General features: G+C 68.8%; 10 protein-coding genes. All 10 read right to left on the bottom strand.

The features are described from left to right. Window positions 1-6: 6 nt before the first annotated feature. Entirely contained in the window at window positions 7-963 is a 957-nt protein-coding gene (locus tag EFJ44_RS12980) for an AAA family ATPase (RefSeq protein WP_125257658.1), read from the bottom strand. Then, the gene (locus EFJ44_RS12975; protein WP_125257657.1) at window positions 950-2,155 is read right to left on the bottom strand and encodes a hypothetical protein; all 1,206 of its coding nucleotides are present in this window, start codon (window positions 2,153-2,155) and stop codon (window positions 950-952) included. Before EFJ44_RS12975 ends, EFJ44_RS12980 begins: the two co-directional genes overlap by 14 nt. Beyond that, entirely contained in the window at window positions 2,152-2,796 is a 645-nt protein-coding gene (locus EFJ44_RS12970; RefSeq protein ID WP_164511922.1) for a DUF4129 domain-containing protein, read from the bottom strand. Before EFJ44_RS12970 ends, EFJ44_RS12975 begins: the two co-directional genes overlap by 4 nt. A 348-nt stretch (window positions 2,797-3,144) precedes the next feature. Beyond that, window positions 3,145-3,570, bottom strand: coding sequence for a hypothetical protein (locus EFJ44_RS12965; RefSeq protein ID WP_125257655.1), 426 nt, complete (start codon window positions 3,568-3,570; stop codon window positions 3,145-3,147). Between the two features lie 139 nt (window positions 3,571-3,709). Continuing rightward, window positions 3,710-4,201, bottom strand: coding sequence for a hypothetical protein (locus tag EFJ44_RS12960; RefSeq protein ID WP_125257654.1), 492 nt, complete (start codon window positions 4,199-4,201; stop codon window positions 3,710-3,712). Window positions 4,202-4,204: 3 nt separating this feature from the next. Beyond that, a complete protein-coding gene (locus EFJ44_RS12955; RefSeq protein WP_125257653.1) occupies window positions 4,205-4,915 on the bottom strand; it encodes a hypothetical protein in 711 nt (236 codons plus the stop codon). Further along, window positions 4,905-5,330, bottom strand: a complete 426-nt coding sequence (locus EFJ44_RS12950) for a hypothetical protein (RefSeq protein ID WP_125257652.1) — start codon at window positions 5,328-5,330, stop codon at window positions 4,905-4,907. Before EFJ44_RS12950 ends, EFJ44_RS12955 begins: the two co-directional genes overlap by 11 nt. Before the next feature lie 124 nt (window positions 5,331-5,454). Next, the gene (locus tag EFJ44_RS12945) at window positions 5,455-6,549 is read right to left on the bottom strand and encodes a serine hydrolase domain-containing protein (protein WP_164511921.1); all 1,095 of its coding nucleotides are present in this window, start codon (window positions 6,547-6,549) and stop codon (window positions 5,455-5,457) included. 331 nt (window positions 6,550-6,880) lie between these two features. Beyond that, complete coding sequence (locus EFJ44_RS12940) at window positions 6,881-8,878, bottom strand: response regulator (RefSeq protein ID WP_125257650.1); 1,998 nt, start codon at window positions 8,876-8,878, stop codon at window positions 6,881-6,883. Further along, on the bottom strand, window positions 8,878-14,652 hold the full coding sequence (locus EFJ44_RS12935) for a HAMP domain-containing protein (protein ID WP_206426921.1): 5,775 nt from the start codon (window positions 14,650-14,652) through the stop codon (window positions 8,878-8,880). The genes EFJ44_RS12940 and EFJ44_RS12935 overlap by 1 nt, the downstream gene beginning before the upstream one ends. Between the last annotated feature and the right edge of the window lie 41 nt (window positions 14,653-14,693).

The raw sequence follows: 14,693 nt of genomic DNA, 5'->3' as shown, positions 1-14,693 counted from the left end.
GCGCGATCAGCGCGGGGCCGGGACGAGGTCGATCAGGCCGGAGACGACCGCATCGACCCGACGACCCTCGATCTCGGCTCCCGGCGACAGGATCACCCTGTGGCGCAGCGCCGGCAGGGCCAGCGCCTTCACGTCGTCGGGAAGGACGTAGTCCCGCCCCTCCAGGGTCGCCCAGGCGCGGGCCGCCCGGGCCAGCACGGCCCCGGCGCGAGGCGACGCGCCCATCTCCAGATCGGGCGACTCCCGCGTGGCGCGGATCAGATCGACCACGTAGGCGGCCACTTCGTCCGACAGACGGACGCGGTCCACCGCCGCCTGCACGGCCTCGATCGTGGGCGCGTCGGCGACCGTCTGAACGCCCAGCGCCGCGGGATCCGCCATGCTGGCGCCGTGGCCGTGCCGCGCGACGATCGCCAGTTCTTCCTCGCGTTCGGGATAGGCGAGGACATGCTTGAACAGAAAGCGGTCCAGCTGGGCCTCGGGAAGGGGGTAGACGCCCTGCTGCTCGATCGGGTTCTGCGTCGCCACCACGGTGAACCGTGCGCCCAGCGGATGGGTCTGGCCGTCGATGGTGACGGCCCGTTCCTGCATGGCCTGAAGCAGGGCCGCCTGGGTCTTGGGCGGGGTGCGGTTGATCTCGTCGGCCAGCAGCAGATCGCAGAAGATCGGGCCGCGGGTCAGGCTGAAGGCCGAGGTCTGGAAGTTGAACAGGTTCGATCCCAGGATGTCGCCGGGCATCAGATCCGGGGTGAACTGGATGCGGCCGAACTCAAGCCCCAGGGTCCGCGCGAAGCTCTGGGCGATCAGGGTCTTGGCGACGCCGGGCGGGCCCTCCAGGAGCACGTGCCCACCGGAGAACAGGGCCGTCAGCATCAGATCCACCGTACGCGTCTGACCGGTGACCGCCTTCGCGATCTCATCCCGGAACCGTTGCGCCAGCGCCTGCAGTTCAGCGACCTGCATGAGTGATCTTTCCCTTCCACCTGAATAGCGATTGAGCCAGCGTCACCAGATCGGCGGCGCTGCGGGTGTTCGAGGCGCGCGCGGCGTAAGCGGCCAGCGTCTGCGTCTCTCCGGCCCGTGCGGCCAGCCGGTCCAACACGGCGTCGGCGCGATCCGCCGCAAGCCCGGTCGGAACGGCCGCGCGGCGCAGGGCGGAGCGACGGATCACCTCGACGTAGGCCGGGGCCAGCCTGTGTTCCTTGCGCGCAAGGCGGGCGAGGGCGGCCGTATTGTCCGCCAGCGTCCGCTTGCCCGGCGCGATGGCGCGGGCCGATCCTCGCGCGGGGCCGAACCGGACGGCCGCCTGCCAGCCGGTCAGCAGCGCCGCGGCCAGCAGGCACAGGGTGAAGCCAAGCAGGGGCGGCTCTAGCAGCAGACGCAGCACGCTGCGCGGACGGCTGAAGCCGGCGAGCGTCAGGTCGAACATCACGGGTCCGCCCTGCCTGAGGTGGTCCAGGACGGCGACGGCGGTCCCGGCGCCGGAGATGTCCGCCAAGGCGTGGGTGGCCAACAGATCGGGCTCGGCGGTGACGTAGACGCCGTGATCGGGGTTGCTGACCACGAGGGCGCGCCCCTGATCGTCGACCAGCACCGGAAGCCAACCGGGGCCGGAGACGGTGCGGGCGCCGTCGATCTGACCGGTGGATCCGAGGGTTCGGCCGCCCGACCGGACGGCGACGCGGGACGCGCCGGCCCGCTCGTGAATGGCCAGCGGCGGCAGGCCGTCGGGCAGGACGCGCGCCGCCAGCGGCATGGGCAGCGGTCCCAGCCGCTGGACCCAGCCGTCGTGCCTCAGCGCGGGCCCGACCTGCCATTTCGGCAGGACGACCAGGATCGATCCGTTCGAGTTCAGCAGGCGATCGGTCTGGTCGGCGCGCGCCGGTTGGTCGGGCGTGAGGACCAGCAGGCCGCCCTGATCGACGTGCGGAGGGCCGCGGAGCAGGATCACCGGCCGCTGCATGCCTCTGAGCAGCCGGACGAGACCGGCGTAGCCGACGGCGGATTTCGACAGGGCGTGGCCGCGGCCGTCATCGCCGTCGCTCAGTTCCGGCGCATAGGCGGTCAGCACGGCGACGGCCCCCAGGCACAGGGCGGCGGCGGCGATCACGGCCAGGACGACGCGCGGCGAGAAGGTCGCGGGGCCGCCCTTCATGCGCGCCAGCCGTCGAACAGGGCGAAGGCTTCATAATCCCTGCGGCAGTCCGCGAAGGCGGCTTCGCCGACGGGGCGGCCGCCGAACCGGCTGGCCTCCACCACCGCCGCGATCCGGGCGAATGTGGGCCGGGCCGTGGCCGGAAGCGCGTCCAGACGCCCGATGTCCCGCGCCGTCAGCGCCGGCCGCACGACGTTGGGGCGACGCGCGCGCAGGTCCGCGATGGAGCGGAGCAGGATGAGGTGGGCGGCCTCGGCATAGCGGCCCTCGGCCGCGAGGGCGTCGGCGTCGGCCAGGAGGGCGCGCGCGTCCTCCTCCGTCGGTCGCCAGGGTTGCGCGGCGGCCGCTGATTCCCCCCGGGCGGCCCGGCGCTCGAGGCGGACCTTCACGACCTCGCGGACGATCAGCCAGCCGATCGCGGCGGCCCCGCCGGCGACCAGTCCCCAGAACACCCACTGCAGCACCGGGGAGATCGCCACGAGGAACTCCAGAAGACCGTCCAGCCAGCCCGGCGGCCTCGGCGGCGTCGCCGCCTCGAACCGGAATTGCAGATCGGCGTCCGCCCGCAGGGCCGCGTGCGCGTCGGCCAGGCTCGGGCCGTCAGGCGCCGCTGCGCCGGCTTGGGTCGGCGACTGCGCCAACGGGACTCCCCCACACGTTCGGGTGGCACCTTGCCCAATGCCGCGCGCCGCGTCGATGGCCAGACTCACCCTGAAGTCTCATGTCGTCGTCCAGATTTGCGGATCGCCCGGAATCTGCGGCGACGCCGACCGTCGCCTTGGCCGCGATCATCAGCCGGAGCCCCCTGCGCACCCGGGAGCGCAGGCCCACGCGGCCTGGAATGCGGCGGTCGCGTTGTGGGAAGGGCCGAAAGTCCCGGCGATGGCCGGGAGTGAAGATGACTGGACGGACGGACCGTGCCGATGCCGCTCAGTGCGCCCGCGCCCGCGCCGGCGCCCGCAGGCGGGCGTGCGAGCCGGGCACGATGCCTAGTCTTGGCGATCCCTCGAGAGTTCCGCTTCGTATCGCTGGCGCGGCAGCCAGTCACGGCTGCAAGCCTGGGCGTAAAGGCGCCCTTCGGCCCGACGCGCGAAGACGACGTGTTCGCGGTCCCGGTCGAACTGCATGCCGCAAAGGCTGCTGTCGCCGGATTGGTGACGAACGGCGACCCATGTTCCGACGTCGCCCTTGAGCGACCGTTCGACCCTGAAGATGGTGGCGCTGATCGGTCGGCCGCCAGCCTCGCCCACGCGTGCGGCTCGCTCGACCCTGCCGACGAAGATGACGTCGGCCGCGTCGACCTGGGCTGCGGGATCCGGGGGAAGGCAGGTGCATGCACACGCCGGGCCGGCAGGGGCTGCAAGGCCCAGTGCGATCGCCAGCACCGCAGCCTGGATCAGATGCGTTCGCGACATTCTCGTTCTCCCTGAGCAATCGGCCATTTACCCGGACCTTCCGGCGGCGTGTCCCTTCGCCCACGCCACGCAAAACACGGTACGGAGCATTGGGAACGTCCTGACGAGCGTTGGCGGGTTCCCGCCGGTGGTGGGGCTGTCAGCCGGATGAGAGCGCGTCCTCAATGCACCGAAGAGCCGCGTCGCGCGTGCCGCCCGACACGTCGGGTCTGGGGTGATCGAAATCCCGGACGTAGATCGACCGGCGATAGCCTTCGCTGAGCGGACCTATGCACTCCATTCTCTGATAGGAGCCGCGCTCGCGCGTGTCGCCGAGGACGATGACCACCAGCGGCGTTGCCGAGGCGCGCTCAGGAATGGCGGCCCGCACGCAGTCGCGGCGTTCGGTGGTGGGGTTCGGGTCTTCCGTCACGCAGTGTCGAAACACCTCGCCGTCGAAGGAAGGCCGGCCGTAAATGAGCCGGCCGTCGGCTTCGAGCGCCTCGATCAGTCGCACGGTCCGGTCGGCGACGGGGTCTCCGGGGCCGCCTGTGGCGAGCACGACGATCTCCGCCTCAGGAGCGCGGAGAGCGTCGGGCACCGGGGTCAGCGGGGGCTGGACGAGCACCAGGGCAAGAGCGGCACGGACCATCGCCTACTCCAGTTCCGGTTGGGGCCAGGCGACGGCGCCGATGAGCCGGTTGCCATGCCCTGTTCGCCACGCGCTGAGCCGCCGCATCGGTTGGCCCCGCTCGGTCATCTGAACATGGACGACGGTGGAGTCAGGAACGGGCGGAGTCGGAGGCGGCGGGGGAATCATGGGCACGCCCGGAGGGGGAGGCGGCGGCACGTATGGAACCTCGCCCGGCCAGAAAGGTCCCGCCGCGGTGCGGCAAGGATCCTCGAGGCTCGCCTCGATCGCCTGCGCGTTCTGCGCCCGAAGGCGGCCGCTCACGGGTTCCCACCGCTCGGTGTCCGATGCGGCCGAGGGCGCGGAGCCGGGCTGGGGCGGCTGCTGGACCACCCGCGGGTCACGGTCCTGTTTCCAGAACCACCAGGTGCCGTCGCTCTCCTGCCAGACGGCCGTCCAGATCGTGTTGCCGTAGAGGCCGCCAGGCGGCGCGATCGTTCGAAACAGCACGCGGGCGTCGGGAGGGGGCGATCGCCAAGGACCATCGGGAATGACGAACTCCGCGAACAACTCGTCCTCGTACGCGAGGTTGCGAGCGCGGGCGTCGGCATAGGCGGGATCGGTGCGGACGGCTTCGAACCCCGCGATCTGCTCGGGAGACGCGACGCGGCATTCTGCGGGCTCTTGGTCCCATGCCCCCCAGGCTTGGAGGTGAGCTGGAAACTCAAAGAACATGCGCGCCCTCTTTCCCCTGACGGCCAGGCCCGCGAACCAGACCGAACACGCCTCCGCCGACCGCTCCCGCACAGGTCGTCATCAGCAGCAGGACCCACCCGGGCTCTCTCTGGTCGTCGGGAGTGCCGCCGCTCCAGAGAAAAAGTGCGCCTGAGAGCAGCCCCACGATCGCGCCCGCCAAAACGAACCACGGCAGCTCGTCGCGCCGGACGGCCTTGAGGAAGAAGAAGGAGGCCCCGCCTCCGATCAAGGTCGCGGGCACGGTGAAGAGGAGCCCGAAGAGCCCGAACACGAGCGTGCCGAAGAGCACGGCCGTCGCATCGGCGCCTGACGAGGCGCTGAGCGCCGCGCCCAGGGTGAAACTGGAGGCTAACGGGGCCGCTGCGAAACCCAGAACAGTACGTTCCACCGACATTGGTCACCTCATCGAGAGCCGACTGAAACCGGCGTTTCCCGAACGGTCAAGGTCGATGGAGGCGAACGTCAGATTGCGTCACGCCAGCGTCGAGGAGGTCGAGAGGCATGGAGCGGTCTCAGCTTCAGGGCCGCCACCCGGGGATCGCGGCCGCCATGCGCCACATCATCTGGTCCAGCTTCAGGGTGACGTCCGAGCCAGGGCCGCCGGTGTTGGTCAGTGCCGCCATCACATAACCCGAGCGCGTCTTGCACATGAAGGCGGCCGTGCCGTGGATGATGCCCGTATGCCACCAGTTGTCCCACTGGTTGATCTGCCATCCGTGGCCGTAGGCCGCGCCGGCGAACGGCCCGGTGGCCATCAGCCTCGCCGAGGCAGGACGCAGGATTCGTCCCGGGCCCTCCGTCCCGTCGACGGCCGTCACGAATCCGACCAACTCCCTGGCGCTGGCGATCCAGCCGCCGTTCGCGTCCATGCGGCGCACGTCCACCGCGGTCGGATCATCGAAGATCGTCAGCGCGCGATACTCCACCTCGCCGACGCCCCGCGCGCGGTCCCCGACGCGCATGCCCGCCGCACCGCAACGGGACAGGACGTCGCGACGAACCCAGCCCTCATAGGGTTCCCCCGTCACCTGCTCGATGACCCTGCCAAGGATGAGATAGGCGAAGTTCGAATAGCTTTGCCGTGTGCCGGGCGCGGCTTCCAGTGGACGCTCGGCCAGGGTTCTGGCGATGAGCTGACGTTGATCGAGGTCGGGGTGGGCAAAGACCGGATCACGCCCGTCGTTGGTCCACCCTCCTGCCGTGTGGTTGAGCAGGTGACGCACACGAAGCGCCCGGAGCGGCCCGGAGGTCGGGCCGAACCGATCGCCAAGAATGGACCCCGGTCCGAAGATCGTGGAGTCCAGGGTCAGTCGGCCCGTTTCGATGAGCCGCATGACGGCCGCCGCCGTGATCGGTTTGGAAAGGCTGGCGATGCGGAACCGGTGATCATGCGTCAGCGGGGCGCCGGCCTGGTCGGCCCTCCCCCAGGCCCCGACGAAGCCGAGCGTGCCGTTGCGCGCCATCGCGACCTGCAAGCCCGGCGCGCGCGTCGTGGCGAGGAAGCTCGCGGCCTCGGCGTCGATCGCTGAGTTGGGCTGACGCGCCACGACCGGCGACGCCGTCGCCGCCAAGGCAAGCCCGCCCGCCATGGCGCTTCTGCGTGTGAAGTTCATCACCCCTCCCATCGGCCTCGCGGCAACACCTGCGGCGCTCCGCTCCCCACCTGCTCCCCGACGCCGTCGATCCCGCTCGAGAGCAGAGTGGCGGGTTGCGGAAATCACACGGACTGAATCCGTGGCCGATCGAACCGTCAAGCCCGAGGGTCATGACGTCAGATTGCGTCATCAAACTCGCCCATGGCGTCGCGCTGCCGTTCAAGGCGGGGCCAGGCGGCCGACCACTTCGGCGTGATGACCGAGGCCTGCACCATCGATGCGCGGGACTTCCGTCGACGGCGCCCCCGGACGTCCCGGCCAAGCGCGGTCGGGAAGTCGACGGCGCTCGTCAGCAGGCCGCCTCGGCTTCGGCCCGTCGGGTCTCGCAGTCGAGGATCGCGCGCAGCCGCCCGGCCAGCGCCGCCCGCTCATAGGGCTTCTCGATCACGTCGAACTCGTGGAGATCGTCCAGCGCCGCTTCTCCAACGTAGCCTGAGGTCAGCAGGATCTCGAGACGCGGATGCGCGGCCCGGGCGCGACGCGCCAGCTCGATCCCGTTGACGCCTCCCGGCATGACGACGTCGGAGAACAGCAGGTCGAACGGCCGCTCTTCCAGCCGCCCGAGCGCACCCGCGGCGTCCACCGCCACTTCGCAGCGGTAGCCAAGGCTCTGGAGCATGTCGAGGCAGACGCTGAGCACGGCGGGATCGTCCTCGACGATCAGGACCCGCTCGGAGCCGCCTTGCGCCCCGCTCGCCTCGGCCTCGGCCGGCGCGGCCTCCGGGCGCCGGTCGGTCAGGGGCAGGAGCAGACGGAAGGTCGATCCCTCGCCGACGGCGCTCTCGATCTCCACCTTGCCGCCGGACTGCTGCAGGAAGCCGTAGACCTGCGACAGGCCGAGCCCCGAGCCCCGGCCGACTTCCTTGGTGGTGTAGAAGGGTTCGAACAGACGTCGCCGGGTCTCGTCGCTCATGCCGGACCCGGTGTCGGACACAGTGATCACGCCTTGATCTCCCGCGGCCGCCACCGTGATGGTCAGGACCCCTTCACCCTCCATGGCGTCTCGCGCGTTGACCGCCAGGTTCAGCAGCGCGTTCTCGAGCTGGTTGGCGTCCGCCAGGACGAAGACCGGCGTCGGGTCTGCCGACAGGTCGAGGATCACTCCCTCGCCGATCGCCTGGCGGATCAGCGGTGAGAAGGCGCGCACCAGCTGATGCAGGTCGATCGCCTCGGGATTCAGCGTCTGGCGCCGGGAGAAGGCCAGAAGCTGCCGCGTCAGGGTGTGGCCCCGATCCGCCGCCAGTTTGATCGCCTCAAGCTGGCGCCGGGTCTTTTCGTCCTCGATCCGCCGCATCAGGATGTCGGCGTTGCCGAGCACGACGGTCAGCAGATTGTTGAAGTCGTGGGCGATGCCGCCCGTCAGCTGACCGACCGCTTCCATCTTGCGCGCCTGCGACAGCTGCTCCTCCAGACGGCGCCGGTCCGTGACGTCCAGCAGGGTGCCCAGGATCTCGCCCTCGCCCTCGGCCTCGCCGGGCACCCAGACGCCCTGGTCCAGGAACGAGCGATATTCGCCGTCGGCGCACTGCCACCGGTACTCGCAGGCATAGGCGCCGGTCTCGGCGGCCTTCATCAGGCAGTCGACCACGCCCTCCACGTCATCGGGATGAATGCGGCCCAGGCCGATTTCCGGATCCTCGATGAAGCGGGCCGGCTCGAAGCCCGTCAGGGGGGTGATGCTGTCGCTGACGAACAGCGCCGCGAAGGGATGCAGGGTCGCGCGCGACGTGAAGACCACGGGCAGGGACTTCAGGATGGCGTCCTGACGCTCGCGCGTCTGGCGCAGCGCCAGTTCGGCGTTCAGCCGCGCCTCCGCGTTGGCCGCGTTCTCGCGCAGCAGGCGATGGCGCTCCTCCGCCCGGCGCGCGATCTCTTCTGTCTTCAAATGCAGGTCGGCCAGCACCGCGACCTTGGCCCGCAGGATGAACGGGTCGACGGGTTTGAAGACCACGTCCACCGCTCCGACCTGATAGGCCTGGAAGATGTGCGCCTCGTCCCGGAACACGGCGGTGACGAAGACGATGGGCGTGTCCCGCGTGCGAGGATGCTCGCGGATCAGGCGCGCGGTCTCGTACCCGTCCATCCCGGGCATGTGCAGGTCCAGCAGGATGACCGCGAACCGCTGCGTCAGCAGCAGTCGCAGCGCCTCTTCCCCCGAACGGGCCACGACCAGTTCATGGCCCAGCACTTCCAGCGCCTCCGTGGCGGCGAAGGCGTTGCGCTCATCGTCGTCGACGATCAGCACCCTGGCGCGGGCCGGGTCTCCTGCGGGCTTCCGGGCGGCCATCAGACGGCGGCCGGTTCGCGCGCGCCCAGACGCAGGGCGTCGGCCCTCTGGATCGACACGCGCATGACCGAGATCAGATAGTCGATGTCGACGGGTTTGGACACGTAATCGGACGCGCCGGCCTGGATGCACTTGGCGCGGTCGCCTTTCATCGCCTTGGCCGTCACGGCGATGATGGGCAGGTCGGCGAACTGGGCGATGGAGCGGATCTCCCGCATCGTCTCGTAGCCGTCCATGTCCGGCATCATGATGTCGACCAGAGCGATGTCGATCTCAGGGTGCTGGCGCAGCAGGTCCAGCCCGGCGCGGCCGCTTTCCGCGTAGTGCAGATCGACCCCGAACTCCTCCAGGGCGCTCGCCATCGAGAAGATGTTGCGGATGTCGTCGTCGATCACCAAGGCCGTGCGGCCGGTGAGGATGGCGTCGTCCTTCCGCGTCTGGGCCAGGCTGGCGCGCGCCGCCTCGGACAGGCGATCGGTCGGCTCGTGCAGCAGGATGGCGGCCTGTTCCAGCAGCTGCTCGGGCGTCCGCGCCAGCCGGGCGTGGCCCGAGAACACGGCCAGACGCAGACGACGTTCCTCCGCCGGGGACAGCGGCCGTCCGGCGTAGATCACGGCCAGACGCTGCGCCGACTTCAGCCAGTCGATCAACTCGCCCGGCGGCGCCACGGTCGCGTCCATCACCAGACCGTCGGTGGTCTTCAGCTTCGCCTTGGCCAGGCCCTTCAGACCGTCGAGGCGCGTGACCTGGCCGAAGGCCGACTTCAGTGCGCCGACGGGCTCTCCGGCGGGACCGACGAAGACCAGACGCCGGTCCGGGACGGCGACGAAGTTCCGCACCTCGTCCAGGCTGGCCACCACGCCCTCGCGATCGATCGGTTTCGGCGTGAAGCCGAAGGCGCCGATGGCGATGCCCAGCCCCGCCTGGTCGTCCGCGGAGATGACATGAACCGGGATGTGCCGGGTCTCCGGCGTGCGCTTCAAAAGGTCGAGCAGGGCCAGGCCGTCCATGTCCGGCAGTCCGACGTCGAGCAGGATCGCTTGCGGGGCATAGCGCCGCGCCAGCGACGCGGCGGCCACGCCCTGCTGGGTGATGATGCCCTTGAAGCCGCCGTCGCGGACCAGTGCCAGGAGGATGGAGCCGAACCGCGGGTCGTCCTCCACGATCAGGATCACGGCGTCTCCGGGCGCGATCGCGTCCCGGTCGTCGGCGATCATCTCCACGACTTCGGTCTCGTCCTCCACGTCGAGGGTGCGGACGACCACCGACTTGCCGGCGTCCCGGCCCGCCGCCGGCGCGGCGGGCGCGAAGTTCAGCGGCAGATACAGGGTGAAGGTCGATCCCACGTCGGGCTCGCTCTCCACCTTCAGTTCGCCGCCCAGCGTTCGGGTGATCTCCCGACTGATCGAGAGGCCCAGCCCGGTGCCGCCGTACTTGCGGCTGGTGGTCCCGTCCGCCTGCTGGAAAGCCTCGAAGATGATGCGCTGCTTCTCTTCCGGAATCCCGATTCCGCTGTCGCGCACCGAGAAGGCGAGCACCTGTCCCGCCTTGTTCAGGTGGTCGTTCTCGGGGCTCCAGCCGCCCTGCACGCGCTCGACGCTGAACCGGACCTGGCCGGCCGCGGTGAACTTGAAGGCGTTGGACAACAGGTTCTTGATCACCTGCTGCAGCCGCTTGTCGTCGGTGTACATCGACGCCGGCAGGTCGGGCGCCAGATCGATGCGGAACTCCAGCTTCTTGTCCTGCGCGATCTGCGCGAAGGTCCGTTCCATCTGGTCACGCAGGCCGGCGAAGCTGGTCTCGCCGATGTCCAGGGTGACGGTGCCGGATTCGATCTTGGACAGATCGAGAATGTCGTTGATCAGGCCCAGCAGGTCCGAGCCGGCGGCATGGATGTTCTTGGCGAACTCCACCTGCTTGCCCGTCAGGTTGCCCTGGGTGTTCTCGCTGAGCATCTTCGACAGGATCAGCAGGCTGTTCAGCGGCGTGCGCAGTTCATGGCTCATGTTGGCCAGGAACTCGGACTTGTACTTCGACGTCAGGGCCAGCTGCTCGGCCTTTTCCTCGAGGGCGAAGCGGGCCTGCTCGACCTCGATGTTCTTGGCCTCCACCTGCTTGTTCTGGGCGGAGAGGAGCTGGGCCTTCTCCTCCAGCTCGGCGTTGGAGCTCTGCAGCTCCTCCTGCTTGGCGCGCAGCAACTCTTCGGACTGGCGGAGGGACGCGGCCTGCTGTTCCAGCCGGTCGTTGGTGGTCTTCAGCTCCTCCTGCTGGGCCTGAAGTTCCGCGGTCAGCAGCTGCGACTGGCTGAGCAGGCCCTCGGTCCGCATGTTGGCGGCGATGGTGTTCAGCACGATGCCGACCGACTCCATCAACTGGCTCAGGAACGACTGGTGGGTCTCGGAGAACTCGCCGAACGTGGCCAGTTCGATCACCGCCTTCACCTCGCCCTCGAACAGGGCCGGAAGGACGATGATGTTCAGCGGCGCCGCCGCGCCCAGGCCCGAGCCGATCTGGACGTAGTCCTTCGGCACGTTGGTCAGCAGGATCCGTTCCTTCTCCTTGGCGCACTGGCCGATCAGGCTCTCGCCGAACCGGAAGGTCGGCGACAGGCGGTCGCGCTCAGTCGAGGCGTAGGCGGCCGCCAGGACCAGCAGCGGCTGGTCCTCGACGTCCCGGTCAGCGACGTAGAAGACGGCGTGCTGGGCGTTGATCAGCGGCGCCAGTTCAGACAGCACCATGTTCGACACGGTGGCCAGATCGCGCTCGCCCTGGAGCATCCGGGTGAAGCGCGCCAGGTTGGTCTTCAGCCAGTCCTGCTCGGTGTTCTTGAGGGTCTGATCCTTCAGGTTGCGGATCATCTCGTTGATGTTGTCCTTCAGCGCCGCGACCTCGCCTGAGGCCTCGACGGTGATGGACCGCGTCAGGTCGCCCTTCGTCACCGCGGTCGAAACCTCGGCGATGGCGCGGACCTGGGTGGTCAGGTTGCCGGCCAGCTGGTTGACGTTGTCGGTCAGGTCCCGCCACAGGCCCGCCGCCCCCGGCACCCGCGCCTGGCCGCCCAGCTTGCCTTCGGATCCCACCTCGCGCGCCACGTTGGTCACCTGGTCGGCGAAGATGGCCAAGGTCTCGATCATGCCGTTGATGGTGTCGGCCAGCGACGCGATTTCGCCCTTGGCGTCCAGCGTCAGCTTGCGCTTCAGGTCGCCGTTGGCCACCGCGGTCACGACCTCGGCGATGCCGCGCACCTGACCCGTCAGATTGGCCGCCATCATGTTCACGTTGTCCGTGAGATCCTCCCAGGCGCCGGTCACCCCCGGCACCTGCGCCTGACCGCCCAGCTTGCCCTCGGTGCCGACCTCCTTGGCCACGCGGGTCACTTCGCTGGCGAAGGCGTTCAGCTGGTCCACCATGACGTTGATGGTGTTCTTCAGCTCCAGGATCTCGCCCTTCACGTCCACGGTGATCTTCTTGGACAGGTCGCCCTTGGCCACGGCGGTGGTGACTTCGGCGATGTTCCGGACCTGGCCGGTCAGGTTGCCGGCCATGAAGTTCACGTTGTCGGTCAGATCTTTCCAGGTGCCGGTCACGCCCTTCACCTGGGCCTGACCGCCCAGCTTGCCCTCGGTGCCCACTTCGCGCGCCACGCGGGTCACCTCCGATGCGAAGGCGTTCAGCTGATCGACCATGGTGTTGATCGTCGACTTCAGCTCCAGGATCTCGCCCTTCACGTCCACGGTGATCTTCTTGGAAAGGTCGCCGTTGGCCACGGCGGTCGTGACTTCGGCGATGTTCCGCACCTGACCGGTCAGGTTGTCGGCCATCAGGTTCACGTTGTCCGTCAGGTCCTTCCACGCCCCGGTCACGCCGGTCACCTGCGCCTGACCGCCCAGCTTGCCGTCGGTGCCGACTTCCTTGGCGACGCGGGTCACCTCGCTGGCGAAGGCGTTCAGCTGGTCAACCATCACGTTGATGGTGTTCTTCAGCTCGAGGATCTCGCCCTTCACGTCCACGGTGATCTTCTTGGACAGGTCGCCGTTGGCCACGGCCGTGGTGACTTCGGCGATGTTCCGGACCTGACCGGTGAGGTTGGCGGCCATGAAGTTCACGTTGTCGGTCAGGTCTTTCCAGGCCCCGCCGACGCCCTTCACGTTCGCCTGACCGCCCAGCTTGCCGTCCGTGCCCACCTCGCGGGCCACGCGCGACACTTCGGAGGCGAACGAGTTGAGCTGGTCCACCATGACGTTGATGGTCGACTTCAGCTCCAGGATCTCGCCCTTCACGTCCACGGTGATCTTCTTGGACAGGTCGCCGTTGGCGACGGCCGTGGTCACCTCGGCGATCTCGCGCACCTGACCCGTCAGGTTGGCCGCCATGGAGTTGACGTTGTCGGTCAGGTCCTTCCAGGCGCCGGTGACGCCCTCCACCTGGGCCTGACCGCCCAGCTTGCCGTCGGTGCCGACCTCCTTGGCCACGCGGGTCACCTCGCTGGCGAAGGCGTTCAGCTGGTCCACCATGACGTTGATGGTGTTCTTCAGCTCCAGCACCTCGCCGCGCACCTGCACCGTGATCTTCTTCGACAGGTCGCCCTTGGCCACGGCCGTGGTGACTTCGGCGATGTTCCGGACCTGACCGGTCAGGTTGTCAGCCATCAGGTTCACGTTGTCGGTCAGGTCCTTCCAGGTCCCGCCGACGCCTTCCACGCGCGCCTGACCGCCCAGCTTGCCCTCGGTGCCGACCTCCCTGGCCACGCGGGTCACTTCGCTGGCGAAGGCGTTCAGCTGGTCCACCATGGTGTTGATGGTGACCTTCAGCTCCAGGATCTCGCCCTTCACGTCCACGGTGATCTTCTTGGACAGGTCGCCCTTGGCCACGGCGGTGGTGACTTCGGCGATGTTGCGGACCTGACTGGTCAGGTTGGCCGCCATGAAGTTCACGTTGTCGGTCAGATCCTTCCAGGTGCCGGTCACGCCCTTCACCTGGGCCTGGCCGCCCAGCTTGCCCTCGGTGCCGACCTCGCGCGCCATCCGGGTGACTTCGCTGGCGAAGGCGTTCAGCTGGTCCACCATGACGTTGATGGTGTTCTTCAGCTCCAGAACCTCGCCCTTCACGTCCACGGTGATCTTGCGGCTCAGGTCGCCGTTGGCCACCGCCGTGGTCACTTCGGCGATGTTGCGCACCTGACCCGTCAGGTTGTCGGCCATGGAGTTGACGTTGTCGGTGAGGTCCTTCCACGCGCCGGCCACGCCCTTCACGTTCGCCTGACCGCCCAGCTTGCCTTCCGTGCCGACCTCGCGCGCCACGCGCGTCACTTCGGACGCGAAGGAGCCCAGCTGCCCCACCATGGTGTTCACGACGCGTCCGATGCGCAGGAACTCGCCGCGCAGCGGCCGCTCGTCGTCGTCCAGTTCCATCGTCTGGGACAGGTCGCCCTTGGCCACGGCGCCGATCACGCGCGCCATCTCGGCGGTCGGATGCATCATGTCGGCGATCAGGTCGTTCACCGCCTCGACGCTGTCGGCCCAGGCGCCCGAGGCGCCCGGCAACTTCGCCCGGGCGTTGATCCGGCCCTGGCGTCCAACGGTCTCGGCCAGACGTCCGAACTCGCGGCTCATCCGGTCGTTCATCTCGACGACCTCGTTGAACGCGTCCGCCAGTTCGCCGTCCACCCCGCCCAGGTTCACGGGCAGGCGCACCGAGAAGTCCCCCCTGCGGAAGGCCCTGAGGGCGGCGAGAAGCTGTCGGTTGTCGAGCGAATCGTCGGCGATCGAAGCCATGGACATTGTCAGTACCCGTACGAAATATCCGTCGGGGTGAC

This window comes from Brevundimonas fluminis (genome assembly GCF_003934285.1).
Classification (GTDB): Bacteria; Pseudomonadota; Alphaproteobacteria; order Caulobacterales; family Caulobacteraceae; genus Brevundimonas; species Brevundimonas fluminis.
Note: the sequence above shows the minus strand (reverse complement) of the source record. Positions and strands in the feature narration are given on the sequence as shown.

Bases quoted from the DNA above. Each gene is read 5' to 3' on its own strand.
- EFJ44_RS12965 (WP_125257655.1), bottom strand. From the start codon at position 3,570: ATGTCGCGAACGCATCTGATCCAGGCTGCGGTGCTGGCGATCGCACTG.
- EFJ44_RS12945 (WP_164511921.1), bottom strand. From the start codon at position 6,549: ATGAACTTCACACGCAGAAGCGCCATGGCGGGCGGGCTTGCCTTGGCG.
- EFJ44_RS12960 (WP_125257654.1), bottom strand. From the start codon at position 4,201: ATGGTCCGTGCCGCTCTTGCCCTGGTGCTCGTCCAGCCCCCGCTGACC.
- EFJ44_RS12955 (WP_125257653.1), bottom strand. From the start codon at position 4,915: ATGTTCTTTGAGTTTCCAGCTCACCTCCAAGCCTGGGGGGCATGGGAC.
- EFJ44_RS12935 (WP_206426921.1), bottom strand. From the start codon at position 14,652: ATGGCTTCGATCGCCGACGATTCGCTCGACAACCGACAGCTTCTCGCC.
- EFJ44_RS12940 (WP_125257650.1), bottom strand. From the start codon at position 8,878: ATGGCCGCCCGGAAGCCCGCAGGAGACCCGGCCCGCGCCAGGGTGCTG.
- EFJ44_RS12950 (WP_125257652.1), bottom strand. From the start codon at position 5,330: ATGTCGGTGGAACGTACTGTTCTGGGTTTCGCAGCGGCCCCGTTAGCC.
- EFJ44_RS12980 (WP_125257658.1), bottom strand. From the start codon at position 963: ATGCAGGTCGCTGAACTGCAGGCGCTGGCGCAACGGTTCCGGGATGAG.
- EFJ44_RS12975 (WP_125257657.1), bottom strand. From the start codon at position 2,155: ATGAAGGGCGGCCCCGCGACCTTCTCGCCGCGCGTCGTCCTGGCCGTG.